Below are 25,490 nucleotides of genomic sequence, written 5' to 3'. Positions count from 1 at the left end.
TTTTTTTGTTTTTTAGGTAGTCGGAATAAGGTGAGCAACTTTACGTTTGTCTATCTTTTCCGAGAATTGTTGTAATAAAAATATCAATTTAGGGTTGATGTAATTTTGACAAAAAGGTTTATCAGGGTTTGATTGATAATAATTCTGAAATTCTTCTGTATTCGGTTTAAACTCTTTAAACGTTAATGCTTTTGTAATAATTTCACCTTTAAAATTGACTTGTAATTCTTCAATTATTTTTAAGCTATCTTCTTTTTGTTGACTAGAAAAATAATAAATAGCAGAACGATATTTCGTTCTCATAGAATGATTACTTGTGCTTTTATGCGTTAATAAATGAATTTCAATCAATGTTTTTAAATTGATTTTATCAGTATTAAAATACACAATAACCGCTTCAGAAAACGTATTATTCTTTTCTATGGATGCAACCCAACCTTGTTCTACTAATTCTACACCAATTAAAGTCTGAAAAACTGCTTCTGTACACCAATGACAACCACCACCAAAAGCAACTTTGGTTAATTCCATTCCAATTGCTTTCTTTCTGTCCAGTATGCATCAGGAGAAACTTTTAAAGAATTTAAAGTTTCAATTTCATCAGCAGATAAGGTGAAAGAATTCATTTCTAAATTCTGTTTCAATTGATCAATAGAACTTGCCCCACTTAAAACAATACTTCCTGGAATTGTTTGCTCGCAATATTTTAGAGAAATAGCATCTACACCTACGTTGTGTTTTTTAGCTAAGTTTTCTAAAGTAGTATACATTTTAGCATAATGAGGATAGCTTTCATTCTTAAAAACTCTTCCATTTGCCAAAGCTTCTTTAATTACAATCGATTTATTTTGACTAACTAATTTCCCTGAAATTTCTATTAAACTTTGATCTAAAAAATTAAAGGTAACCTGAAATAAATCAAAAACGGGGTCTCCATCAACCAAAACATTTAAAGCTTTTTTAATGATTTCAACTTGGTTGGTTCCTGTTGTTGTCAATCCTATTTTTAGGTTGTGTTCCTTTTTTAAGAAAGCCAATTGTTCTAAAACTTCTACATTTTCTAAAACACCGGTTTCTAAAGTTGCAGAATGAATTTGATATACTTTTAAGTAGGGTAGAAGCTGTTTAGAAAAATTCCATTGTTCTTTTAATTTAGATAAACTATGTTCTTTTACTTCGTGAACTGTTGCATTCGCATCAAAATTTGCGGTGTACGTATATCCCCATTTTGTGGCAATTTCAATAGTGTTGTCGTTTTTAGTCTGAACCCATTCTAAGACTAATTCTTCTGCCAAACCATAACCTGGAGCCGTATCAAAATAACGAATTCCTAAATTATATGCTTTTTCTAAAACGTTAAAACTTTGTTTTCTAAATTCCGCTAAGTTGGAGTTGTCACAGTTTTCTGTACGAACATTAATATATTGTGGTCTTCCTAAAGCGGCTGTTCCTAATCCTAATTGCATGTTTTTAATTTTTTTAGACCCTTCAGGTTTTAGAAACCTGAAAGGTCTTTTATTAGATACTTTTTTTATGAACTACAAGATAACATAGAACAACCTACTTTATTTCTTGCCCATTCTGGTCTTTTTGCAAACCATTTTTCGTTCTCTGGTTGTTCTGCGTATGGATTTTTCAAGAGTTGAAATAATTCATCAATTAAAGCGTAATTTCCTTTATCTGCTTCATCAATTGCTAGTTGAGACATATAATTTCTAAGCACATATTTAGGATTTACCAAATCCATTTGTTCTTTTCTTTCTTCGGATGAAATTCGTTCTATAGCAAGTCTATCCGCATATTTTTTAAACCAAGTATTCCATCTGTTCTCTACTTCTTTAGAAATGTTTTCTAAATCGTAAAAAGCATTTTCTACCAATTTGAAACCTGATTTTTCCTCCGTAAAATTACTTAAATTTCTAAAGAAAATAGTCATGTCTGTTTCTACCAATTGTAAATTATCTTCTAATTCTTGTATCAATTTTAAATCGTCTTCATCCGAAGAAACCAAGCCTAACTTCGATTTCATCATCTGTAAAGATTGTATTTCAAAATCGATTTTATATTGCTCTAAAATAGCATTTAAAGGATCTACTTCTTCAATTATTGGATACAACGCATTGGCTAATTGATACAAATTCCACAAACCAATATTTGGTTGATTTCCGTATCTATATCGTTTATGCTGACTGTCGGTTGTGTTCGGAGTCCAGCCAAAATCGAACCCTTCTAGCCAACCATAAGGTCCAAAATCTATGGTTAAACCAAGGATAGACATGTTATCTGTGTTCATGACTCCGTGAACAAAACCAACACGTTGCCAATGAATAATCATGGCTAAAGTACGTTCTGAAACTTCCTTAAAAAACTGAATATAATTTTCTTTGGATGGTTTTCCTAGATGCGCAAAATGATGTTTAATGGTATAATCCATTAAACCTTTTAAGTTTTTAAGATCTTTTCTAGCGGCAAAAATTTCGAAACTACCAAAACGTAAAAACGAAGGAGAAATTCTAGAAACAATGGCACCTTTTTCATAAGCCGGATTTCCATCATATAAAACATCTCGCATTACTGAATCGCCAGACAAACTTAAAGACAAAGATCTTGTGGTTGGCACGTTTAAATGGAACATTGCTTCGGCACACAAATATTCTCTAACGGATGATCGTAAAACTGCTAAACCATCTGCAGTTCTAGAATACGGCGTTTCGCCAGCTCCTTTTAATTGTACTTTCCAGTTTTTAGTATGGTGTTCAACTTCAAACAAATTAATAGCTCTTCCGTCGCCTAATTGTCCTGCCCAATTACCAAATTGATGTCCTGCATAACACATAGCATACGGTCTTGTATTCGGATAAATTTCGTTACCGGTTAGAATGTTTTTAAAAAACTCTGATTTTACATCTTCTTCAGAAATACCTAATTCAGTAACCATTTCTTGTGAAACGTGTAATACTTCTGGTTTTGCAGTTTTCTTTGGATTTGCATAAGAAAAAGCAGCATTTTCTACTTGTCTTCTTGAGTTTTCCAAGTTAACATCCGAAGGTAATTCTGCCGTAAAAGTGTCTTTTATGTTTAGGTTCATCATATTGTATCTATCCATTTTAGAAGGTCTTTATCAGAAGGATTTCTTAACTTTTTATTGTTAATCGTAATTGTAGGAAAATTTAGTTTTCTATTTTCATACAAGTTACGTAATTCCTCTGCATTTTCTGCAGACTTTTCTATATCTAAAAACGCGTAATCTAAATTACGCGTTTCTAAAAATGTTTTATAATATTGAGTTTTATGGCATCTTTCTGTGCCAAATAATTTAATCATCTTATTTTAAAAAACTTCTAATTCCGTAACTAGCTAAAACGCCCTCACCAGTTGCTGCTGCTACTTGTGCAATTGCGCCTTCTCTACAATCTCCGGCAGCAAAAATTCCATCAACAGAAGTTTGAGCCAATGCTGTAGTTTGTATAAATCCTCTTTTGTCTAAAGCTACAATTCCTTTAAAAGATTGTGTGTTTGGTATCAATCCGATAAAAATAAAGACACCATCTGCTTCTAATAAAGACTCTTCGTTTGTAGCATTGTCTTTTACTTTTAATGCTTTAAATAATTCTTTTTCATCAGAAATAAATTCTAAAGATGTTTTATTCATATACGTAGAAATATTATCGATACTTGCTAGTTTTTCTACATAGGTTTCTGATGCAGAAAAGTTTTCTGAACGATGTACTATTTTTACACTTTTACAAAAACCAGCTAAAAAGATACCTTCTTCTAAGGCAGAATTTCCACCACCAATTACAATAATATCTTTATCTCTATAAAAAGCACCGTCGCAGGTTGCACAAAAATGGATACCAGAACCAATTAATTCTTCTTCATTAGGGATGCCTAATTTTCTGTACGTAGAACCTGTTGATAAAACAACAGACTTTCCTAAATAGGTAGTTCCTTTTGTTTCTATTGAAAATAAATTATCCTTTTTTTCAATACCAACAACTTCTTCTCCCGTTTTAATAATAGCTCCGTAGGTTTTGGCTTGATCTTCCATCTTTTCCATTAATTTTGGACCAGAAATAGAGGTAAAACCAGGGTAGTTTTCAATTTTTTCTGTTAAAAAGGCGTTTCCACCAATGGTGGATTTTTCTAAAATTAACGTATCAAAACGATCTCTTTGCGCATAAATAGATGTTGTTAAACCAGCAGCACCACCACCAATAATAATGGTGTCAAAAACTTTATGTTCTTTTTCTACATTGATAGAAAGAAGTTCTGTTAATTTTACATTATCTGGGTTTGTGTATGGTACATCATCAATTAAAACCGTAGGAATAATACGTTTTCCGTTGTTAATTTCTTCTACTTTTTTTGTTGCCCAATCGTATTGATCTACATCAATAAAATCGAAATTGATACCATTATCTGTTAAAAAGCTTTTTGCTCTTCTACAATCTGGACACCAATCTGCACCAAATAACTGAACGTTACCAACTTCGTTGATTCCTAAAACTGAAGCTAATTCTACGTTGTTAGGGTTTGTGTATGATTTTTCTCTAATTATAAGTGTAGGAATAATACGTTTACCGTTGTTAATAGCTTCTACTTTTGCAGTTGCTTCCTTATCTAAATCTACATCCACAAAAGTAAAATCTATGTTGTTTTCTTTTAAATACGTTTTTGCTCTTCTGCAATCTGGACACCAATCTGCGCCGTATAGTAAAATTTCAGTCATTTTTTTATTGATTATAAATAGGCTTTAGATTAACTACTATCTAAAACCTATTTTATTAGTTTAATTTATCTGCATGTAATTTTCTCAATTTAGCTAATTTTGGCTCAATAACAAAACTACAATACCCTTGTTGTGTATTTTCTCTATAATAATTTTGATGTTCTTCCGTTGCTTTATAAAAAATAGGTAAAGCACTTAACTCAGTTACTATCTTGTCATTATAATAATCTTGAATCTGTTTTAAAACTTCCGAAGCTATTTTTTGTTGATTTTCATCATGATAAAAAACCACAGATCTATATTGAGTTCCTCTATCTGCTCCTTGTTGATTTAAGGTTGTAGGATCGTGCGTTGTCATAAAAATAACTAAAATATCTTCATACGAAATTACATTTGCATCATACGTTATTTGAATTACTTCTGCATGTCCTGTTAAGCCAGAGCAAATTTCTCTGTAGGTTGGTTCTCCAGGAACGTTACCACCTGCATAACCAGAAACTACCTTTTCTACACCTTTTACTTCTTGAAACACAGCTTCTGTACACCAAAAACAGCCACCTCCTAAAGTAGCAACTTGTAAATTTTTATTCATTTATATTTTCTTTGTCATTAAGAGGAAAAATGAAGAAGTAATCTCTAAAAAATAATAAGATTTCCTCCTCGTTCCTCGTTCGGAATGACATTTGACTTTTTTTAAATTAAATTATTTTTTATCAATAACCATCGATTCAGAGTTTATACAATAACGTAATCCGCTTGGTTCTGGTCCATCAGGAAAAACGTGTCCTAAATGTCCATCGCAAGTATTGCACATCACTTCAACCCGAACCATACCAAAAGAAACATCTTTATGATATTTTATGGCATTTTCTTTAATAGGTTGCGTAAAACTTGGCCATCCAGAACTAGAGTCGAACTTTATGGTAGAGTCGAATAACGGCGTGTTACAACAAACACAGTTGTACTGGCCTTCATCATAAATACTACACAAATCGCCTGTATGTGGTCTTTCTGTACCTTTTTGTCTTGTAATTCTAAATTGTTCTGCAGTTAATTGAGCTCTCCATTCTTTTTCGGATTTCTCTACTCTTTTATCTGGAGTCGGATTTCCTTTTACACTAAAGTTGATAATTTCTTTCCAAGTAAGCATATTTGTTTCTTTTCTTTTTAAATTAGTACTATAATGTTAATAGTTTTTTTAGACGTAAAAACACTTGTTACATTACAAATAATTGTTAATTTGTAAGCTGTTGAAAGCAAAACATAAATTTACGACCAATATTAATAAAGTGGTAGAGCAAATGATCATTTCTTCCTATTTATTTATAAAATAATTTTACAATGAACACATTAGTTTTAGATGCAGAAAAATATGTTTTTAATTTATTAAATAAGGAGTTAGATGCTGTTTATGTATATCATAATATTACACATACACAAGATGTGGTTGCTTATACTACAGAACTTGCAGAAAACTTAAATATAGATGCAATTTCTAAAGAAAATTTACAGCTCGCAGCCTTGTTTCATGACACCGGATTTATAGAAGATGCAAAAAATCATGAATCTGAAAGTGTAAAAATAGCTACCAATTTTTTAAATGAAAATAATGTTGATGCTGGAAGAATAGCGGTAATCTCTAAATTGATTTTAGCGACTAAAATGGGAAATCAATCTGATAATGAATTAGAACAGATTATAATGGATGCAGATTGTGCGCATTTAGGAAGTAAAAACTTTGAAAACAAGTTAGAATTATTAAGAAAAGAATGGGAAAGTACAGAGAATAAAAAGTTTTCTGATACAGAATGGATTGAGATTAATATAGAGTTTTTAACTAAAGGTCATAATTATTATACCGCTTATGCTTTAAAAAAATGGAGCAAAGGAAAAGACAAGAATATCTCTAAATTATTGAAAAATCAACATAAAATAAAAGAAAATTTAGCAAAGTTTAAGCAGAAAGAAGAAGCTCTAGAAATTAAACAAAATAAAAGTGAAGTTCCAGAAAGAGGCGTAGAAACCATGTTTAGGGTTGCTTTAAAAAATCACATGACGTTAAGTAATATTGCAGATACAAAAGCCAATATTTTACTTTCTGTGAATGCTATTATCGTTTCTTTAGCAATGTCTAATTTAATACCAAAATTAGACAAACCTTCTAATAGTTTCTTAATAATACCTACTGTAATATTTGTTGTTTTTACAGTTGCTTCTATCATATTATCCATTTTAGCGACAAGACCAAATGTTACCGAAGGAAAATTTACAAAGGTAGATGTTGCTAATAAAAAAGTGAATTTATTATTTTTTGGGAATTTTCATCAAATGAAATTACCAGATTTTGAATGGGGAATTCAAGAGATGATGCAAGATAGAGATTATTTGTATGGCTCTTTAACCAAAGATCTGTATTTTTTAGGCTTGGTTTTAAATAGAAAATATAAAATATTAAGAATTACGTATACCGTTTTTATGATTGGTATTATTGTAAGTGTATTGGCTTTTGCAATTTCTTTTTATAGTTTAGAAATAGCTGTTTAAGCTTCAATTTCTTTTATCAAATCATTAAAAGTAATTGTTTTGTTTTCATCAAAACTTGTTTGATATATAACTTCTACACGCAATGCTTTTAAACCAGATGCGCCTTGTAAATCTTCTAATTCTAAAAATTCAATTTTTCCTAATTGATTTTTAGATTGTAAATAGTTAATATATTTAATGTATTCTAGAGCATCTTTGTCTTGAGAGTATACAATGGCAATTTTACTAGGAACTGTTAATCGTTCATCAGTTCCTTTTATGTTTGCTTTGTCAATTCTCTTTTTTATAATTTCGTACCTAATATTGTAAGCACCGTCTACATCAAACTGCTTTTCATCCATTCTAAATTTAATAGCCATTGCATTGCTATGAACTAGAATTAAGGAAGCAACTTGTAAATCATGTTGCATATTTTTACGCTCATAAAATGCTAAGTTTTCCATTTCATAAGTGGTTTGCAGTTGCCATAAACGAAGGTTGTACAAATACAGGTCATCAAACTTTTTCTTTTTTGTAATAGCCTGTCCAATGTACATGTTGTATTCTACACCATCTGTTTTGTATCGCTCAAAATAATGAGGAAACATTTCTTGCGCTTGCTTTTGTTTGTTGTCTAAGAACTGTGCCAGTTTATCATTTAAAAGTGTAACACTATTCTCGTATTCTTTCCTTTTTTCATACACTACATTTAGATTTTTATCTAAACGTTTCATATAAACACTCACTTTCTGAGAAAGTTCTGTGCTAATTTTGTTAATATGATTAAAAACAGGATAAATTTCTCTATTTAAAAAGTCTAAAATATTTATTTCATCACCTGCATTTAACCCTTCTTTTACATCATTTAAATAAGAAGTAACCCTAAACATTAACTCATTATAAATAGGGAGTTTTTCTGTTTTACAAGCATCTTTTAATACTGTAATTGCTAAGGTTAATTGTGTGGTTAAATCTTCTTGAATTGCCTTATTTCTAGCAACAGAAGATCCTTTTATGTCACTTTGTCCAAACAATGGATATACATCATTAAATACAATTTCATCTAATTTTGCGTTGGTATTGGTTTGACGAGTTGTATGGTATTTTTCTGCAGCTTCATAAAAACGCCATTTTACAGAACTATGTATGGATGTGTAATTTTCTTGAATGGTAGCTTCTAAGATGTTTTGACGCTCTTCTGAAGTTCTTTTAACAGCGGCTTCAAAAACAGGAATAATATCTTTTAATTTATTGATGTTTACAGAGTTTAAATCATAGGCTCTTGGTGAAGCAATTTCTAATAAAGCTAAATCTCCATTATTTGTTGCTTTAATAGGAATTAATATGATACTCTGAATGTTATTTTCTTGAAGATTTTTAGAAAAAAGATTATTACCTGTTTTTACTCCATAATCTGCTACATCAGAAATAATAAAAGTTTCATGATCTTTAAATACTTTTTGCATAATGGTGTTGCAAAAGTAGCTAGAGTCGCAATTTATTTCTATTCCATGGTTTAAAATTAGGCTATTGGATTTATTTACCTGCGTTTCACAAATTTTGGTATTTACGTTATCAAAAATAGAATACCCTAATTTTAAATCTCTAATGCTGTAAAAATCTCTTAAGTTACTTTGAAGCTTCGGTATTAAATCTTGTCCGCCTTTTAATAGGTTTGCTTTAATAGAAGACAACATTTCTTCTGAAGTAACATCAAATAAACTAATAAGTCCGAATCCTTTAAAAATATAACTATTTGGAGGGAATTTCTCTTTCCATAAGGCTATATTATCGAAGTTGTTCAATAATTCTTTAAAGTCTTTTTCTGTTAATTTAGGTGCATTTTCTGTAGCTGTAATATCAGAAAAATCTCCATTAAAGGTGGTCCTATAATATTTCATTGTTCCAGTTGTATTATCTGGAATATCAAAATAGAAGGGTCTTTTTAAATCAACATTAAAACCATGTACAAAACTTAAAATAAATGTACATGCCATAATGTACATACTATCTTCTTCAAAATTACGAACATTTAATTCGTAGTTTTCACCTGCATTTTTTAATATGTTTTCAAAACGATTTGTAAATTTAAAAGAAGTAAAAGAGAAAGGGATACTTGCTGCTTTTATTTCGTTTAATAATAAAGGTTCTGGAAATAAGGGGTTTAGTAATAGATCTATCTGTTCTTTATATTTATCTAATAAAGAATAATCAGAAAAACCATCATTTAATTCTGGATGCTTGTTAATTAATTGTACCATTTTTTTAGCAGAACTATGGTATGGATGTTTTGCATACTCCATATCCGCATACTTTTTAAACAAGTTAAAAACCTTGTTAAAAGATACGTTTAGTTGTAATGGTAAATCCGTTTCAGCTACTAACTTCGATTCAATAATTTTCATGCCTTATAGATAGAATATATAATTACAATATTACTATTGTCTTAGACGTATAAAAGTAACAAAAGTTACAGAATAGGTTTATTTCTGTCTAAAATAAATAGTAATTGGTACTCCAGAAAAATCGTAAATATCTCTTAATTTGTTTTCAAGAAAACGTCTGTAAGAATCTCTAACGTATTGTGGTAAGTTACAGAAAAATACAAATTGTGGTGTTTGTGTAGGCAATTGCATACAGTATTTTATTTTTACAAACTTTCCTTTTATTGCAGGAGGAGGAGAAGTTTTAATGATATCTAACATGGTTTCATTAAACTTACTCGTTTGTATTTTGGTTTTTCTCTTCTGAAAAACTTCTACTGCAGTTTCAATGGCTTTAAACAAACGTTGTTTAGTTAAAGCAGAAATAAATACAATTGGCACATCTGTAAAAGGTTCAATTTGTTTTCTAACCATTGCTTCAAAATCTCGCATGGTATTGGTTTCCTTCTCTATTAAATCCCATTTGTTAATTAAGATTACAACACCTTTTCTGTTTTTTTCTGCCAACCAAAATATATTTTGATCCTGACCTTCAAAACCACGAGTTGCATCTACCACTAAAACAATAACATCAGAATATTCAATAGTACGTACAGCGCGCATTACAGAATAAAATTCTAAATCTTCTTTAACACGAGATTTTTTACGAATCCCAGCAGTATCTACTAAGTTAAAATCGAAACCAAAACGATTGTATTTGGTGTCAATAGAATCTCTAGTGGTACCCGCAATATTGGTTACAATATTTCTATCTTGCCCAATTAAAGCGTTTATAAATGATGATTTACCTGCATTTGGTCTTCCAACTACAGCAAATCTTGGTAATGCTTCTTCTTCTAAATCTACTGCTTCTGGTTCTGGCATTTTTTCTGCTAATGCATCTAATAATTCTCCAGTTCCACTTCCGTTAATAGAAGCAATTGTAAAGTATTCTCCTAAGCCTAAGTTGTAAAACTCTATAGCGTCAGGTTCACGCATTGCGTTATCTACTTTGTTAACTACCGTAAAAATTGGTTTTTTAACCTTGCGTAAAAGTTTAGCAACTTCCGCATCCATAGGTGTAATTCCGTCTTCTACGTTTACTACAAAAACAATTAAATCTGCTTCATCAATGGCAAGATTTACTTGTTTTCTAATTTCACCTTCAAAGATATCATCAGAACCAGTAATGTATCCACCAGTATCAATTACTGAAAATTCTTTACCATTCCAGTCAGATTTTCCATAATGTCTATCTCTTGTAACTCCGCTTACAGAATCTACAATGGCTTCTCTTCTTTGTACCAGTCTATTAAAAAGCGTTGACTTTCCTACATTTGGTCTTCCTACAATGGCAACAATACTGTTCATCTCTATTGAAAATTTTTGCAAAGATACAATTTAAGCTTGTAAGAAAGATGTAAAAAATAAAGTCTTTAAAATACTGAAAAAATCTAAGGAAGTTTGTGTGGTTTTTCTACTGATTTTTGCTTGAATTGCAATCAAAATAGAATTTTTAATTACATTTAAAAAATAATATCAATTTAATGAGTATTCAAGAAAAAAGGAATAGCGATTTTTTTTTAAGACCTAGGTTTTCTATTGATCTAAAAGAGAATCCTGAATCATTGCTAGAAAGAATTACAACGTATCTAAAAAGTGATGCTTGTATATATAGGAGTAATGTTGCAGATAAACATGTATTTATTGATATTCCTGTAAAAAAAAGTCATTTTTGGTCGCCACAATTACATTTTGAAATTGTAAAAGTAGATGAGAACTCTTCTATTTTAAAAGGTCTTTTTGGACCAAAACCACAAGTTTGGACACTTTTTATGTTTGTCCACTTTGTTGTAGCTACCTTATTTTTAGGTGTAGGAGTGTTCGCTTACGTGCAATATCGTTTAGGGGAAAGCTTGGTGTTTCCTATTGCTATTTTGGTTGCGTTGCCTTTAATTTGGTTATTATTATACTTTTTAGGAAGTATAGGTAAGGAGACCGGAAAAAATCAGATGAAAGAATTACACAATCTGTTAATCACTATTATTGAGCAATAGATATTAACTTTATTCCCGTTTTATCTATTAACGGGAATGAAATTTTAAAAATAGGTTTATGAGAGTTCTTTCTTATTAACCTTGATTATAACCAAAGCGTTTAAGTTGTGTTTTATCGCTACGCCAGTTTTTATTAACTTTTACATATAGTTCTATAAAAACTTTTTTCTCAAAGAATTTTTCTAAATCTTTTCTAGCTTCTGCACCAACACGTTTTAGGGCAGAGCCTTTATGACCAATTATGATTCCTTTTTGGGTCTCTCTTTCTACCATAATAATAGAACGAATTCTCACAATATTTTCTTCCTCTATAAATTCCTCTGTTTCTACTTCTACAGAATACGGAATTTCTTTTTTGTAATGCATTAGAATTTTCTCTCTAATTTTTTCATTTACAAAAAAACGTTCTGGTTTGTCTGTTAATTGATCCTTCGGATAAAAAGCAGGACCTTCTGGTAATAATTCTTTTATTTTATCGAAAACTGCAGGAACATTAAATTTCTCTAAGGCAGAAATTACAAATACTTCTGCATTTGGAACTTTATTTTTCCAGTATTCTATTTTTTCTTCCACTTCTTCTTGAGAAGACTTATCTATTTTATTCAATAATAGAATAACAGGAATTTCGCTATGGATGATTCTTTTAAAGAAAGCTTCATTTTTTAATTCTTTTTCACCAACTTCTACCATATAGATAAGAACATCTGCATCTTCAAAGGCAGATTTTACAAAATCCATCATAGAAGACTGCAACTCGTAGGCAGGTTTTAGAATACCCGGAGTGTCGGAAAAGACAATCTGAAAGTCGTCTTCATTTACAATTCCTAAGATTCTATGCCTTGTTGTTTGTGCCTTCGCTGTTATGATAGACAGCTTTTCACCTACTAGGGCATTCATTAATGTTGATTTACCTACGTTAGGATTTCCTATAATATTTACAAAACCTGCTTTATGCGTCATAGTGCAAAGATAATTCCTTTTTATATTTGATTAGAATTTAGTGTATTAAAAAATTTTTTAAAAAAATAAAAAAAAAGTTGGTCAGTTATTTAATAAAGATGTATATTTGCAGTCGGAAATAACAGTCGATTTTATGATTCGAAAGTTGAAAGCTAAGTTGTTGTTTCTTAATTAATATCGCGGGATAGAGCAGTAGGTAGCTCGTCGGGCTCATAACCCGAAGGTCACTGGTTCGAGTCCAGTTCCCGCTACTAAGCAAAGAGTAATCAGCAATGATTACTCTTTTTTTTTACTTTAATTTTTATTTTAAAAGTTGATTTTTTGCTGATAATAGATCAATAAAAAATATATTTATAATTTTTATTTAAAAAGAGCGCAATTCTCTAATTAAGTTGTATGTTTGCCGCCGGAAATAACGGGTCGATTTTATGATTCGAAAGTTAAAAGCTAAGTTGTTATTTTTGAAACAATATCGCGGGATAGAGCAGTAGGTAGCTCGTCGGGCTCATAACCCGAAGGTCACTGGTTCGAGTCCAGTTCCCGCTACTACTTTAAGTCAGTATAAAACAACAGTTTAGTTCGCTAAACTGTTTTTTTATGCAATCAATTCTCGAATTCATTACCTTTACTTCCAAAATTGAACACGATTTGGAACACGATTCAAAAGTTTTACCACTTTTTTCACCCCCAAAAATTTATACTGCAAATGGAGACCTCTCTAAGCGTTGGTATGTGTATTTTTCATTTAAAGATCCAGAAACAGGAAAAATGAAACGTATGGGGAATATTTACGGAAAAGTAAACAATTACAAAACCAAAGAAGCACGGTTGACTATTTTAACTTCATACAGAAAAAATTTACTTTTTTTATTGAAGAAAGGATTTAATCCGTTTGAAGATAATACTATTTTACATCAAAAATTGAAAGATCCTTTTTTGAAAGAAGCACCGAAGAAAAAAGTTAAAGAAGAAGTTTTAAAAGAAGAGGGAGTCCCAAGTTATTTAAATGATGCTATAAAGTCTGCAGTAAAAGAAGCTATAGACGAACATGCAATTGTTTTAGGAGTAGAAAGTGGCGGCGGTAAAACGAAAAGCATTGCTAAGGAAGAGAAAAGCATTACAAATGACGATAAAAGTATTGCTGATGATAATAAAACAATTGCAAATGATGATAAAACAATTGCAAATGATAATAAAACAATTGCAAAAGTTAAATATGATGTAATTTCTATTACAAAAGCTTTTGATCTTGCCTTAGAATTAAAAGAAAAGGAAGTAAGTGAAAGGACGATTAGTGACTATAGAAGAAAGAGTAATAAGTTTATTGCGTGGATGGAGGTAAATTATCCTGATAAGAAGCATGTAAAAAATATTGATAGAAAAGACGTTATAGAGTATTTAAACACCATTCTTTTAAGAACGAGTGCAAGAAGTAGAAATAATTATAGAACAGAATTAGGGAGTTTGTTTCAGGTGTTAAAAGACAATGAATTGGTGGATGAAAACTATATTCAATCCATACCAATTTTAGCATCAAAACCTAAAAGACATAAAACATACTCTTTAGAAGAGCAAAAAAAGATATTTAAATATTTAGAAAAAGAAGATCCTCATTTATTGTTATTTATAAAGTTTGTTTCTTATTGTTTTATAAGGCCAATTGAAGTTTGTAGAATAAAAATAAAAGACATTAATATTGATGAAAGAAGGATTCAGTATAAAGCAAAAACGAGTGCTAAGAAAACAAAAATAATTCCTGATATTTTATGGGAAGTATTACCAGATTTATCAGAATTAGATAAAGAATCATATTTGTTTACCCCTAAAACAATAGGTGCTTTTTGGGATGCGAAAGAGATTAATAGAAGAGATCATTTTTCTAAACGCTTTTCAAGTGTTGTAAAAGAGCAATTTGGTTTGACAGAAGATCATGGGATTTATAGTTTTAGACATACATTTATTTCTAAATTGTATCGAAAATTAAGAGAAAAAGCAACTCCTTTTGAAGCAAAAAGTAGTTTGATGTTAATTACAGGGCATACTTCTATGGTTTCGTTAGAAAAGTATTTAAGAGATATTGATGCGGAATTACCAGAAGATTACTCTAAATTATTTGAATAAATGTCAGAAAAACAACCAAGGCAACACGAAATTTATAACGAGTTAAGGGATAGAGCTTCTTATCCTCTGTTATTGTATGTTTCTAAAAGTTTAGTAGAGGACGAAGTTGATGACGAGCAAAAGAAAAACACCGAATGGTTGTTTGATCGGTTAATTGTTGCCAAAGCTAAAGAGGTTGTTAGTTATGTCGATGTGCAGGATGATACCATGGAGATGTTGAGAAAAGGTGGTGAGTTAAGAGCGAATCTTTTTGATTTAGTAGATTATTATGCAACCTTAAAGGAGGCTCAGTTTAATTTTTTGTACAATAATTATCTAAACCATATACTTGGAATGAAGTGTTGGTGTGATGAGATGGTTAAAGATGTAGAAAATGGAACGAATGAATTTTATAAAAAATACATTACCTATTTTAAATTGCAGGCAGATCTGTATGTACAGCATCAAAAAGATCTTTCAGAAACTTTTCCTGATGAAAATGGTGAGATAAAAATAGAAGTGAATATCCGTTCTTTTGTTGTTGATAATTTTTCGATGATCAAAAAAGAAATCAATACCATTGAAAAAGAATCTACAAAAAAGAAATATTTAATTACAGATGAAGAGTCTCGTAATTATTTATTGGAGAAAGTTTTTGGAATTGATTTGTAAGTAAATCACCTTGAAAAAATAAAAATTGAGACCATTTTGCGTTAATTGTACGTATGATTAACGCAAAATAAGAAGAAGTCATTCTATATGTCGTTACTGTATTGTTCAAGAGGGATTTTCTTTAACTCTGTTTGTGTAAAATGTAACAATAAATAGGTTTCAATATTTAGAAATGAATTCTAGCCTTTCTGCAGTAAGTAATAAATTTTTAATGCAATGTTTTGCAATAGCAAAATCAGGACTATCATATGATGAAACTTACGTTTTCGTTTTATCAAAATAAGTAGTGTTTACATAAAAAATAAAAGCTCAAAATGCTAATTAATAGAATTATGAGCCTAAAATAATAATGCGTAAACTTAATGAAGAATAAGTGTTGTTTTTTTGGCTCAGTTCTTTGTTGTAAAACGTTTTTTATTCAGTTATGTGTTTGGCTATATTTTCTGGCCAAATAACAAACTGTCCATATTGTCCATTTTTTTCAATTCCGCCAGTTTCTTTTCCTCGTTTTGTTGTAATCCAATCGTCATCTTTTTTATACATTAGCTTATTTTCGGTAAACCAACTGTTAACTTTTCGACTACTCAAACCAGTCAATTTTGACAATTCTTTTGTTGTTAATAGTTTAGATTTTGTATAATCCTTATTTTCTTGAACTTTTTTAATCTTTTCTTCAGTTTTCTGTTCAATTTCCTTATCCACTTTTTTTACAGAAATTCGTATTTCCTCACTAATCGTTAAAAGCCTTTGAACTTCATTGTAAATATCATTATATAAATCAGCATCTTTTTCTTTGGTAACGTGAATTCCCATTTCATCATTATTTTGTTGTGAAAAAGAATATAAATTCATAGAAGTTACAATCGCTTCGTTTTCATTTAAATAACATTTTGCGTGAAGAGAATTGCAGAGGCTTGTCCTAATTCCGATTTGACTTTCCAACCAATTACTTTCTTCTACTTGTAATTTGTTTTCTCGATAAATAATTCGAATGTCTTTTTTTTGAATGTTTAAATTTTCCAAATGATCTTTAACTCTTTTATGAAATTGAAGATATGGACTAATTAAAATTAATCTGTCTGTAGTATTCTTTATTAGTTCTTCTAAATGATATGAAACACCCGTAGTGTTTAGAAATTTTGCCATTTTATATTATAATTTTGAAAATCGAAAATAAAGAAATTGTTATAATAAATAAAACTAAATAGCTGGAATTTTCGTGGTTTTCAAACCCTTTATAATTTATTTCCTTGATTTTTAGCATCAATTTTTATGAATTTTATCGTGATATTTTTGATTAGCAAAAATCCAAAGATTATAACTTTAATTATTTAATTTGTTTCTGTCTTTAAGAAGAACAAGTTCTCCTTTTCTTAATTTTTACTCTATTTTTTTCAGCTACACAACTATGGATTAGTTTATTACTGTCAATAAATCTTCTGTAATCTTTTCCGTCAATGTAAGTTTTGTTCCCTCTTCTGAGATTCGTGAGCAATTGTTTACAACAAGTAATAAAAACAATTTAAAGATGGGGAGGATTGCTGTTTGATAGATTGAAATTAGATTTTATCATCAAAAATGAATTCAAAAAATCACCAAAATAAAATATATTTATTTATTGATAAAGGTTAGAAGATTTAAATAAAAAAAAGTGTGTTTTCTAGCTTAAAATCAATATAAATACAGAAAAAGAGGTCTTTATACGTTAATCGTACGTATAATTAACGCAAAATAAGAATAAGGCACTCTACATGTAATTACTGTAAAAAGATATAAAATATTTCTACAATTCTAGTTTTATATAATTATGGTTTTCCGTAATTATATATCAGTTCGTTTTACTACTTTAGATGCTCTCAAAAAAATTGTATTCCTTATAATGTTTATAGCATGATAAGGAAAAATCCATATATATGAATAAATCATCACACAATAAATTAGTATCCTTTATTTGGTCTATTGCAGACGATTGTCTTAGAGATGTTTACGTACGCGGTAAATATAGAGACGTTATTTTACCAATGATTGTATTACGCAGATTAGACGCACTTTTAGAACCAACTAAAGAGGCGGTTTTAGAAGAATTAGCCTTTCAGCGTGACGAAGCTGGTTTTACAGAATGGGATGAATCTGGTTTACGAGAAGCTTCTGGTTACGTGTTTTACAATGTAAGTACCTGGACACTTCAAAAATTAAAAGATACCGCTACTAACAGTCAGCAAATACTACAAGCAAATTTTGAAGATTACTTAAGCGGATTTAGTCCAAATGTAAAAGAAATCATTCAAAAATTTAAGCTTCGCAGTCAAGTGGCTCACATGGCTAATAAAGATGTGTTGTTAGATGTATTAGAAAAATTTACATCGTCAAACATCAATTTAACACCTTTTGAAAAAGAAGATGCAGAAGGCAGGAAATTACCAGCACTTTCTAATCTAGGAATGGGGTATGTTTTTGAAGAACTCATCCGTAAATTTAACGAAGAAAATAACGAAGAAGCAGGAGAGCACTTTACACCACGTGAAGTGATAGATTTAATGACGCACATTATCTTCGACCCCATAAAAGACAACTTACCACCAGTAATGACCATTTACGATCCTGCTTGTGGTTCTGGTGGAATGCTTACCGAAAGTCAAAACTTTATCAAAGATGAAGCAGGCGAGATTCGTGCTACAGGAGATGTCTATCTCTACGGAAAAGAAATAAACGACGAAACTTATGCTATTTGTAAGTCTGATATGATGATTAAAGGAAACAATCCTGAAAACATCAGAGTAGGTTCTACCTTATCTACAGACGAATTTGCAGGCAAGTCTTTCGATTTTATGCTATCCAATCCACCATACGGAAAATCATGGTCTAGTGAACAAAAATACATCAAGGATGGTAAAGATGTGATTGATCCGCGTTTTAAAATCAGTTTAAAAAACTATTGGAATGTAGAAGAGGAAGCAGATGCCATTCCACGTTCGTCAGACGGACAATTACTGTTTTTAATGGAAATGGTAGATAAGATGAAATCCTTATCCCAAAGCCCAAAAGGAACACGCATTGCTTCGGTACATAACGGAAGTAGTTTATTTACAGGAGATGCAGGAGGAGGAGAAAGCAACATCCGCAGACACATTATAGAAAACGATTGGCTAGAAGCTATTGTGCAATTACCAAATAATTTGTTTTACAATACAGGAATTACGACTTATATCTGGATTTTAAGCAACAATAAAGCGGCAAACCGTAAAGGCAAAGTACAATTGATTGATGCAGGACAGCTGTACCGTAAACTGCGTAAAAATTTAGGGAACAAAAACTGCGAATTTTCGCCAAAACACATTACTAAAATTGTAAATACCTATACCAACATGAGCGTTGCAGAACGCGAAGGCGAGCAAGGTATTTCTGCTCAGGTATTTGATAATACAGATTTTGGCTATTACAAAGCCACTATAGAAAGACCAAAACGTTTAAAAGCACAGTTTACAGCAGCACGTATAGAAACTTTGCGTTATGATAGAGTTTTACAAGAACCAATGCAATATGCATTTGAAACTTTTGGAGATAGTATATACACGAACACCAAGCAACATGAAAAAGAGATTTTAGAATGGTGCGAAAAAAATGAATTAAACTTATCGTCTGCCAATAAAACTAAGTTAACCAAAGCAGCAACTTGGCAAAAGCATTTAAACTTAGTAAAAACAGGAACTATTTTATTAAAAGCTATTGGTACAGAAGAATACAACGATTTTAACGATTTTAAAAAACTAGTTGATACTGAGATTAAAAAGCAAAAACTATCTATTAGCGCAAGCGATAAAAAAGCCATCTTAAATGCCGTAAGTTGGTATGATGCAGATGCTGAAAAAGTCATTAAAAAAGTAGAAAAACTATCTGGAGATAAACTAAACAAACTTTTAGCACATTTAGATTGCGAAGAAAAAGATTTATCAGACTTTGGGTATTATAAAATGTCTAAAAAAGGAGAATATACAACTTACGAAACCGAAAGTGACTTACGCGACACAGAAAATGTGCCATTGAAAGATAATATACACAATTACTTTAACCGAGAAGTAAAACCACACGTACCAGAAGCTTGGATAAACCTAGACGCTACCAAAATTGGTTACGAAATTAGCTTTAACAAATACTTTTACAAGCACACACCTTTGCGTAACATAGAAGACGTGACTAAAGATATTCTAGACTTAGAAAAACAAAGCGATGGTTTAATTTCTGAAATTTTAAACTTGGTGTAATGGTAGAAGTTGAAAATAAAGTACAACGTTACGAGCGTTACAAAGATTCTGGAGTGGAATGGTTGGGAGAAATTCCTGAGCATTGGGATTTAACTAGATTAGGCACTCGATTTAAAGAAAGGAAAACTAAAGTTTCTGATAAAGATTTCCCACCATTATCTGTAACTAAAAATGGTACTGTACCTCAATTAGCAAATGCAGCGAAATCGAATGATGGTGACAATCGAAAGCTTGTAAAAAAAGGAGATTTTGCAATTAATAGTCGTTCCGATAGAAAAGGGTCAAGCGGTATTGCTTATCAGGATGGTTCTGTATCATTAATTTATATTGTAATGGAGCCTCTTAATATCCATCCTATTTACTGTAATTATTTATTAAAATCTTACAATTTTATTGAAGAGTTTTACAGAATGGGTCACGGTATCGTTGCTGATTTATGGACTACGAGATATGATGAAATGAAAGCGATTATGGTTGGTATTCCACCACTTTCAGAACAAACCAAAATAGCACAATTTTTAGACGATAAAACCACTAAAATAGACGATGCTATTGCTATTAAAGAGCAACAGATAAACCTACTTAAGGAACGCAAACAAATTTTAATACACAAAGCTGTAACACGTGGTTTAGATGATAGTGTGATCTTGAAAGATTCTGGTGTGGAGTGGTTAGAGAAAGTACCATTGCATTGGCAAATGAAAAGACTTAAATACGTTGTAGAAATTGTTAAGCGAATTGCAGGAAGGGAAGGTTTTGATGTTCTTTCAATTACTCAAAAAGGTATTAAAGTTAAAGATATAGAATCTGGAGAAGGTCAATTAGCAATGAATTACAGTAAGTATCAGTTTGCTTACAAAGGTGATTTTGCAATGAATCATATGGATTTACTAACTGGTTATGTTGATATATCTAAATATGATGGAGTTATAAGTCCAGATTATCGAGTCTTTCAAAATATTTATAAAGATTTAGATGATAAATATTTATTGAACATTTTTCAACTTGGATACAAGGCTAGATTGTTTTATCGCTATGGAAGAGGTGTTTCATTTTTAGGACGCTGGAGATTTCCTTCAGATAGTTTTAATAACTTTTCAATTCCTATTCCGCCACTTTCAGAACAGAAAGAAATCTCAGCATATATAGAATCTGCTTCACGAAAAATAGAAACTGCTATTGGCTTAAAACAGCAAGAAATAGCCAAGTTAAAAGAGTATAAGAGTAGTTTAATAAATGGGGTGGTAACTGGTAAGGTAAAGGTGTGTTAAGGTGATGAAGGGTAAAAATCATTTTTCAGAATCTGTAGTTAAAGAAATTGAACTTTTAATAACACAAAAATTAAAAGCAGATACGGTAGCTCAAAAAAGTATAAGAGCAAAAATAAGAAAATTGGGTTTTTATGCTTCAGACTTTGGTTTACGAGGTGGTTATACTGTTTTAGATTTTAGAATGGCTGTATCTTCTAATGATACAGTAAATGCTGTTAAAAAGAAAACTGAAGTCAGTTTTAATAAAGAAAAAACGAACCCTACAAAATCAAAACAAAATGATGAATCTTATATTATAGATTTATGCGATACCGTTTTTAATTTAAAAGGATTAAGACAACATCGTTTTGATTTTTTACGTGGTGATACAGGCGTAAAATTACCTGTCGATTGTTATTACCCAAGTTTAAATCTTGTTATAGAATATCACGAGCGTCAGCATACAGAAGCTGTAAGTTTTTTTGATATACGGATTACTTCATCAGGCATAACAAGAGGTGAACAAAGAAAAAAGTACGATTTATTAAGGCAAACTGAAATCCCTAAAAATGGTATAAAACTTATGGTTTTTGATTATTCAGAATTTGAGTACACATCAAATAAACGTTTAGAAAGAAATTATAAAAATGATATGGAAGTTATAAAAAGAAAGTTTAAAAAGTAAAACTATGAAAAAAGAAGAATTATTTAAAAACTTAGATGAATGTTTCAGTTATGCTGACAAAAAAGGCTTATTAGAAAATATACAGGAATATCAAAAAGAAATTTCTGAAGAAGACGCAAGTCGTGATTTTGCAGAATATATTTATTTAAATTTCACTACCTATAAAGCAGATGCCATGGCAGGATTACTGCAAATGATGATTAGAGACAATCCGCAGCTTGCCTTGTTAAAATTTCCAGAGAATTTTTTGTATCGTTTGGTAATTATTAAAGGCTCTACAGATTTATATGAATGCTTTATAGAAGAGGCTATTGAACCTTTTTTAAAGGGTAAAGATAAAGATGATCAATTAGATTATTATATGGATTTGTATACAACAGCAATACAATTGAATGATAAATTTTTTCCAACTTACGTACCTTGTATAAAAGGAGTCCATTTTAATGGTGCATTTAGTACTAATGAAGAGAATTCTGCACTTTCTCTTATTGAAACCGAAGATTTTAAAACCATGGATGATGTGGTTGAAAAATACAACACCATTATTGGTAGAAGAGATATTATTGCAGATTTAGAGAAAAGGAGTTAGGGGATATTGAGTAAAGTAAAGGATTGTTATAAAAGGAAAAGAATAAATAAAAAGCTAAAAAAGAAAATGGAAGGATATTTAAACAGAGAGAGTATACTCTTAAAAGCTGAAAGAGAATCTGAACTATCAGACCTTAAGCAACATGCAGATAAAATGATTAGGGGGTTTGAAAACTTCAATGACTTCTCATCAAATAGAGCAATTTGGGAGTTAGTCCAGAATGCTTGTGATTTAAGTAACGAAAGTAAAATAATAATAGATTACAGTAATGAAGGATTTTCTTTTAGTCATAATGGTAAACCATTTAATACAAATTCTCTAAATTCTTTAATTAAACAGGTAAGTGGTAAATATGGAGAAGAGGAAGATATTCCAGAGGTAGGTAAATACGGTACAGGATTTTTAACTACACATTCTTTCGGTAGAACGTTTCTTATCAATTCTATAATGGAGGCTGACGGTGCATGTTTTGAATTAAAAGATTTCAAAATTGATAGAAGTCCAAAAGAATGGAAAGACTTAAGTGATAAGATTAGAATACAGAAAAAAAATGTTTACGAAATTATAAAAAATGGTAAAATAGTAGAAAAACCAATTGAATTTAAAACTACTTTCACTTATTTACAAGAAACAAATCAAGAAAATCAATATGTTAATGAATCTAGTTTAGACTTAGAAGATTATATTCCATTGGTGTTAACAATTAATGAAAGGTTAAAATCTTTAACTATTATTGATAAAAAAGGAGTAGATACAACTTTTTACTGTGAAAATAGATTACCTGTTGTAAATGAAGAAGGAATTAATTTGTATAAAACAGTAATTTTAAAAAATGGAGTAAGTATTGAACTATATTCTTTGATGGATTCAGATAATGAAATTGAAGTTATACTCCCAATAAATAAAGATTTAGAGCTATTTCAGTTCCCTAAGCGTATAGCTCGTTTGTTTCTATATTATCCTTTAGTTGGTTCAGAAGATTTTGGTTTAAATTTTATAATAAATTGTAATAAATTTTTACCTAATGAACCAAGAAGTGGTGTTCATTTAAATAGTAATAAAGATCAAGTTAAAGACCAAGAAGAAGCTAATCGAAAAATCTTAAAAATAGCATCTACTCTTATTTTAGATTTTATAAAAAGTAACGTATTAGCTGTTAAAAACCCAATGTATTATGCTGATATTAATTTTAAAAGGACTTCAGATAGCCCATTATTAAATAAGTATTTTGAAGATTTACAAACCTTATGGAATAAAGAACTATTCTATCTACCATTAGTTGACTCAACTGATGACTATAGAAATGTAAAAGATGTTTGGTTTTTTGATGAAGAACTTTTTTCTAACCCTTCAGTATTTGATGATATTTATGAGTTGGCTTCAATGTTTTACGATCCAATTCCAAAAAAGGAAAAATGTGAACAATGGACAACTTATTTAACAGGATGGGATCATGATGAAGTTGATTATATAGACCATAAAGAGTTGGTTAAACATATTTCAGAGGAAAAATTAGAAAAATTTAATCCAACTAATTTAATAAATTACTACACAAGTTTAATTGAAGAAGGTAAGGTTTCCTTTTTTTCAGATTATAAACTAATTCCTAATATAAATGGGGAGTTTTGTTTTATTAACTTATTAGCACTTCCTTCTAATATTTCAGATAAATTAATTGAGCTTGGTAATATTCTTATTCCAGAGACGATTTCAGATTTAATTTTGAACACATTTAAATTCAATTTTCATTTGGAGTCTTTTACCAGAAAAGATTTTTCTGTTAAGGTTAAAAACAAATTAGATGAGATTAACGCAATAACACAAATTTGTTTACCTGAGTATTTAGATGAAACAATTTACAATCCAATTGAAGTTATAGAGGAAAAGAAATTAGAATTCAATTTTTTTAAAGCTATGGTAGATTATTGTAAGCTTAATAATAATATTGAATCTCAAAGTAGACCGTCTAAACTTTTGCGTTTACTAAGTAAGTACTACGACTTAGAGCAAGATTTAATCCATCTACCTAATGTCGCTAATACCGAAGAAAATATTGATGTAAGATCTTCTCGAAAAATATTAGTTAAAATATTTTTTAATCTATTGTCTTATCATAATAATAATTGGATTCAAGAAAATTCAGAATTATTAAAGGAAATTGCTCTTTGCTTTGAAGATAGTTTAAAAGAAGTTTATTCTGATTCTAGAATTTACCCTAATCAAATACATGAGTTAAAAAAGGCATCCGAATTAAAAAGAGATAATAATATATTAGAAGAGATAAAAAATTTATATAATACTGTAAATGGAACAGAGATAAGGAAGGTTTTAGCTGCAGAAGGCTTTAATCAATTTATAGCTGAAGAAGATTTTAGGAATAATAAGTATCTAACTACTCAGGTTGAAGAAATATTTTTCGAAACAGATATTAGAAATATTAATGAACATAAGTTTAAAGATGAAATAGCAGATATAATATCAAAATTGAATACTAAATTGTATAAGGAGTTATTTCCACGTTTAGATGATAAAAAAGCAAATCTTATGCTTGATATTGTAACAAATGAAAATACAAAAGATGATATCTTTTCAATTGTAATGCTAAAAGAGGATAAATTAAAAAAACTTGGGTTGTTAGTTAAAAATGAAAATTTTGAAGAAATTTTAAACCAAGCAATTATTAACTTAGAAAACGAGAAACAATATAAAGCTAATTTTCAATTTAAACATCAAATTGGAACACATATGGAAGATAAATTAAAAGAACATCTTAAATTAATTTTTCAACCTGAAGATATTAAGTGTGAAGTTATTGGTGAACAAGATGGTCAGGATATTGTTATCAAAATTAAGGGTGAAATTAAATATTATATAGAAGTTAAGTCAAGATGGGATAAAAGAACTTCTATTAAAATGTCAAAGAATCAAACAATAAGATCCAATGAACAAAAAAATATTTATTCATTATGTTCTATTGATATGACTGATTATGAAGGTGAGGATAGATATGAAATTACAGATATCACTAAAATTTTGGGTAATATAAAATTTGTTAATGATATTGGAAGTCATGTGGAACATTTAATAAATGTATTAAAACAAACAAATGAACAAGATGAGATTCATCTTGATGGAGATTATAGAACATTAATACCTCAAAAAGTAATTGAAGGGTTTGGAGTTTCCTTTACTGAATTTGAAACATATTTAATTGAATTATTGAAAAAAGGAATCTAA

At 29.9% G+C, this 25,490-nt stretch carries 20 protein-coding genes and 2 tRNA genes; 11 read left to right on the top strand and 11 right to left on the bottom strand.

Translation table 11 applies throughout. The features are described from left to right. Positions 1-12: 12 nt before the first annotated feature. The 7 genes from H0I28_RS11430 to msrB form a co-directional block, all read right to left on the bottom strand. A complete protein-coding gene (locus H0I28_RS11430; protein WP_218759189.1) occupies positions 13-531 on the bottom strand; it encodes a peptide-methionine (S)-S-oxide reductase in 519 nt (172 codons plus the stop codon). After that, complete coding sequence (locus H0I28_RS11425) at positions 522-1,466, bottom strand: aldo/keto reductase (RefSeq protein WP_218759188.1); 945 nt, start codon at positions 1,464-1,466, stop codon at positions 522-524. The genes H0I28_RS11430 and H0I28_RS11425 overlap by 10 nt, the downstream gene beginning before the upstream one ends. Before the next feature lie 65 nt (positions 1,467-1,531). Beyond that, positions 1,532-3,088, bottom strand: coding sequence for a YdiU family protein (locus H0I28_RS11420; protein ID WP_218761736.1), 1,557 nt, complete (start codon positions 3,086-3,088; stop codon positions 1,532-1,534). Further along, a complete protein-coding gene (locus H0I28_RS11415) occupies positions 3,088-3,324 on the bottom strand; it encodes a glutaredoxin domain-containing protein (RefSeq protein ID WP_218731617.1) in 237 nt (78 codons plus the stop codon). The genes H0I28_RS11420 and H0I28_RS11415 overlap by 1 nt, the downstream gene beginning before the upstream one ends. A 1-nt stretch (position 3,325) precedes the next feature. Beyond that, positions 3,326-4,732, bottom strand: a complete 1,407-nt coding sequence (locus tag H0I28_RS11410; protein WP_218759187.1) for an FAD-dependent oxidoreductase — start codon at positions 4,730-4,732, stop codon at positions 3,326-3,328. 55 nt (positions 4,733-4,787) lie between these two features. Then, positions 4,788-5,324 carry a peptide-methionine (S)-S-oxide reductase MsrA gene (gene msrA / locus H0I28_RS11405; RefSeq protein ID WP_218759186.1) on the bottom strand — a complete coding sequence of 179 codons (537 nt, stop codon included), beginning with the start codon at positions 5,322-5,324 and terminating at the stop codon, positions 4,788-4,790. 111 nt (positions 5,325-5,435) lie between these two features. Next, positions 5,436-5,882, bottom strand: a complete 447-nt coding sequence (gene msrB / locus H0I28_RS11400; RefSeq protein WP_218731614.1) for a peptide-methionine (R)-S-oxide reductase MsrB — start codon at positions 5,880-5,882, stop codon at positions 5,436-5,438. A gap of 191 nt (positions 5,883-6,073) precedes the next feature. Between msrB and H0I28_RS11395 the strand changes: the two genes are divergently transcribed. Then, the gene (locus H0I28_RS11395; RefSeq protein WP_218759185.1) at positions 6,074-7,276 is read left to right on the top strand and encodes a Pycsar system effector family protein; all 1,203 of its coding nucleotides are present in this window, start codon (positions 6,074-6,076) and stop codon (positions 7,274-7,276) included. Here the strand turns inward: H0I28_RS11395 and H0I28_RS11390 are convergent. Continuing rightward, positions 7,273-9,660: a GAF domain-containing protein gene (locus H0I28_RS11390; RefSeq protein ID WP_218759184.1), complete on the bottom strand. Its 2,388-nt coding sequence runs from the start codon at positions 9,658-9,660 to the stop codon at positions 7,273-7,275. The two genes, H0I28_RS11395 and H0I28_RS11390, sit on opposite strands and share 4 nt — an antisense overlap. A gap of 78 nt (positions 9,661-9,738) precedes the next feature. Further along, entirely contained in the window at positions 9,739-11,049 is a 1,311-nt protein-coding gene (gene der, locus H0I28_RS11385) for a ribosome biogenesis GTPase Der (protein ID WP_218733930.1), read from the bottom strand. Between the two features lie 176 nt (positions 11,050-11,225). Between der and H0I28_RS11380 the strand changes: the two genes are divergently transcribed. Continuing rightward, a complete protein-coding gene (locus H0I28_RS11380; RefSeq protein ID WP_254712768.1) occupies positions 11,226-11,735 on the top strand; it encodes a GTP-binding protein in 510 nt (169 codons plus the stop codon). 75 nt (positions 11,736-11,810) lie between these two features. Here H0I28_RS11380 and era read toward each other — a convergent pair whose 3' ends face one another. Beyond that, entirely contained in the window at positions 11,811-12,695 is an 885-nt protein-coding gene (era, locus tag H0I28_RS11375) for a GTPase Era (protein WP_165731878.1), read from the bottom strand. A 178-nt stretch (positions 12,696-12,873) separates the two neighbouring features. On the opposite strand from era, the gene H0I28_RS11370 reads away from it, so the two are divergent. The 4 genes from H0I28_RS11370 to H0I28_RS11355 all read left to right on the top strand — a co-directional run bounded on the left by H0I28_RS11370 (position 12,874) and on the right by H0I28_RS11355 (position 15,467). Further along, a tRNA-Met gene (locus H0I28_RS11370) sits at positions 12,874-12,946 on the top strand. Positions 12,947-13,168: 222 nt separating this feature from the next. Then, positions 13,169-13,241, top strand: a tRNA-Met gene (locus H0I28_RS11365). A gap of 51 nt (positions 13,242-13,292) precedes the next feature. Next, on the top strand, positions 13,293-14,816 hold the full coding sequence (locus H0I28_RS11360) for a tyrosine-type recombinase/integrase (protein WP_218759183.1): 1,524 nt from the start codon (positions 13,293-13,295) through the stop codon (positions 14,814-14,816). Continuing rightward, positions 14,817-15,467: a hypothetical protein gene (locus tag H0I28_RS11355; RefSeq protein ID WP_218759182.1), complete on the top strand. Its 651-nt coding sequence runs from the start codon at positions 14,817-14,819 to the stop codon at positions 15,465-15,467. A 414-nt stretch (positions 15,468-15,881) separates the two neighbouring features. Here the strand turns inward: H0I28_RS11355 and H0I28_RS11350 are convergent, their stop codons facing one another. Next, entirely contained in the window at positions 15,882-16,613 is a 732-nt protein-coding gene (locus tag H0I28_RS11350; RefSeq protein WP_218759181.1) for a phospholipase D family protein, read from the bottom strand. A gap of 767 nt (positions 16,614-17,380) precedes the next feature. Between H0I28_RS11350 and H0I28_RS11345 the strand changes: the two genes are divergently transcribed. The 5 genes from H0I28_RS11345 (at position 17,381) to H0I28_RS11325 (ending at position 25,490) form a co-directional block, all read left to right on the top strand. Beyond that, positions 17,381-19,729 (top strand): class I SAM-dependent DNA methyltransferase, encoded by a 2,349-nt coding sequence (locus H0I28_RS11345; protein ID WP_218759179.1) that lies wholly within the window; start codon positions 17,381-17,383, stop codon positions 19,727-19,729. Continuing rightward, entirely contained in the window at positions 19,729-21,000 is a 1,272-nt protein-coding gene (locus H0I28_RS11340) for a restriction endonuclease subunit S (protein ID WP_218759177.1), read from the top strand. Before H0I28_RS11345 ends, H0I28_RS11340 begins: the two co-directional genes overlap by 1 nt. A 4-nt stretch (positions 21,001-21,004) precedes the next feature. Continuing rightward, positions 21,005-21,664, top strand: a complete 660-nt coding sequence (locus H0I28_RS11335) for a hypothetical protein (RefSeq protein WP_218759176.1) — start codon at positions 21,005-21,007, stop codon at positions 21,662-21,664. Positions 21,665-21,668: 4 nt separating this feature from the next. Then, positions 21,669-22,253, top strand: a complete 585-nt coding sequence (locus H0I28_RS11330; protein ID WP_218759175.1) for a hypothetical protein — start codon at positions 21,669-21,671, stop codon at positions 22,251-22,253. 66 nt (positions 22,254-22,319) lie between these two features. After that, positions 22,320-25,490 carry a sacsin N-terminal ATP-binding-like domain-containing protein gene (locus tag H0I28_RS11325; protein WP_218759173.1) on the top strand — a complete coding sequence of 1,057 codons (3,171 nt, stop codon included), beginning with the start codon at positions 22,320-22,322 and terminating at the stop codon, positions 25,488-25,490.

Source organism: Polaribacter sp. AHE13PA, assembly GCF_019278505.1.
GTDB lineage: Bacteria > Bacteroidota > Bacteroidia > Flavobacteriales > Flavobacteriaceae > Polaribacter.
This window is presented reverse-complemented; position numbering and strand designations above follow the sequence as displayed.

Bases quoted from the DNA above. Each gene is read 5' to 3' on its own strand.
- H0I28_RS11415 (WP_218731617.1), bottom strand. From the start codon at position 3,324: ATGATTAAATTATTTGGCACAGAAAGATGCCATAAAACTCAATATTAT.
- H0I28_RS11390 (WP_218759184.1), bottom strand. From the start codon at position 9,660: ATGAAAATTATTGAATCGAAGTTAGTAGCTGAAACGGATTTACCATTA.
- msrB (WP_218731614.1), bottom strand. From the start codon at position 5,882: ATGCTTACTTGGAAAGAAATTATCAACTTTAGTGTAAAAGGAAATCCG.
- H0I28_RS11350 (WP_218759181.1), bottom strand. From the start codon at position 16,613: ATGGCAAAATTTCTAAACACTACGGGTGTTTCATATCATTTAGAAGAA.
- H0I28_RS11430 (WP_218759189.1), bottom strand. From the start codon at position 531: ATGGAATTAACCAAAGTTGCTTTTGGTGGTGGTTGTCATTGGTGTACA.
- H0I28_RS11325 (WP_218759173.1), top strand. From the start codon at position 22,320: ATGGAAGGATATTTAAACAGAGAGAGTATACTCTTAAAAGCTGAAAGA.
- H0I28_RS11380 (WP_254712768.1), top strand. From the start codon at position 11,226: ATGAGTATTCAAGAAAAAAGGAATAGCGATTTTTTTTTAAGACCTAGG.
- msrA (WP_218759186.1), bottom strand. From the start codon at position 5,324: ATGAATAAAAATTTACAAGTTGCTACTTTAGGAGGTGGCTGTTTTTGG.
- H0I28_RS11425 (WP_218759188.1), bottom strand. From the start codon at position 1,466: ATGCAATTAGGATTAGGAACAGCCGCTTTAGGAAGACCACAATATATT.
- H0I28_RS11330 (WP_218759175.1), top strand. From the start codon at position 21,669: ATGAAAAAAGAAGAATTATTTAAAAACTTAGATGAATGTTTCAGTTAT.
- H0I28_RS11335 (WP_218759176.1), top strand. From the start codon at position 21,005: ATGAAGGGTAAAAATCATTTTTCAGAATCTGTAGTTAAAGAAATTGAA.
- H0I28_RS11345 (WP_218759179.1), top strand. From the start codon at position 17,381: ATGAATAAATCATCACACAATAAATTAGTATCCTTTATTTGGTCTATT.
- era (WP_165731878.1), bottom strand. From the start codon at position 12,695: ATGACGCATAAAGCAGGTTTTGTAAATATTATAGGAAATCCTAACGTA.
- H0I28_RS11410 (WP_218759187.1), bottom strand. From the start codon at position 4,732: ATGACTGAAATTTTACTATACGGCGCAGATTGGTGTCCAGATTGCAGA.
- H0I28_RS11420 (WP_218761736.1), bottom strand. From the start codon at position 3,088: ATGAACCTAAACATAAAAGACACTTTTACGGCAGAATTACCTTCGGAT.
- H0I28_RS11395 (WP_218759185.1), top strand. From the start codon at position 6,074: ATGAACACATTAGTTTTAGATGCAGAAAAATATGTTTTTAATTTATTA.
- der (WP_218733930.1), bottom strand. From the start codon at position 11,049: ATGAACAGTATTGTTGCCATTGTAGGAAGACCAAATGTAGGAAAGTCA.
- H0I28_RS11360 (WP_218759183.1), top strand. From the start codon at position 13,293: ATGCAATCAATTCTCGAATTCATTACCTTTACTTCCAAAATTGAACAC.
- H0I28_RS11355 (WP_218759182.1), top strand. From the start codon at position 14,817: ATGTCAGAAAAACAACCAAGGCAACACGAAATTTATAACGAGTTAAGG.
- H0I28_RS11340 (WP_218759177.1), top strand. From the start codon at position 19,729: ATGGTAGAAGTTGAAAATAAAGTACAACGTTACGAGCGTTACAAAGAT.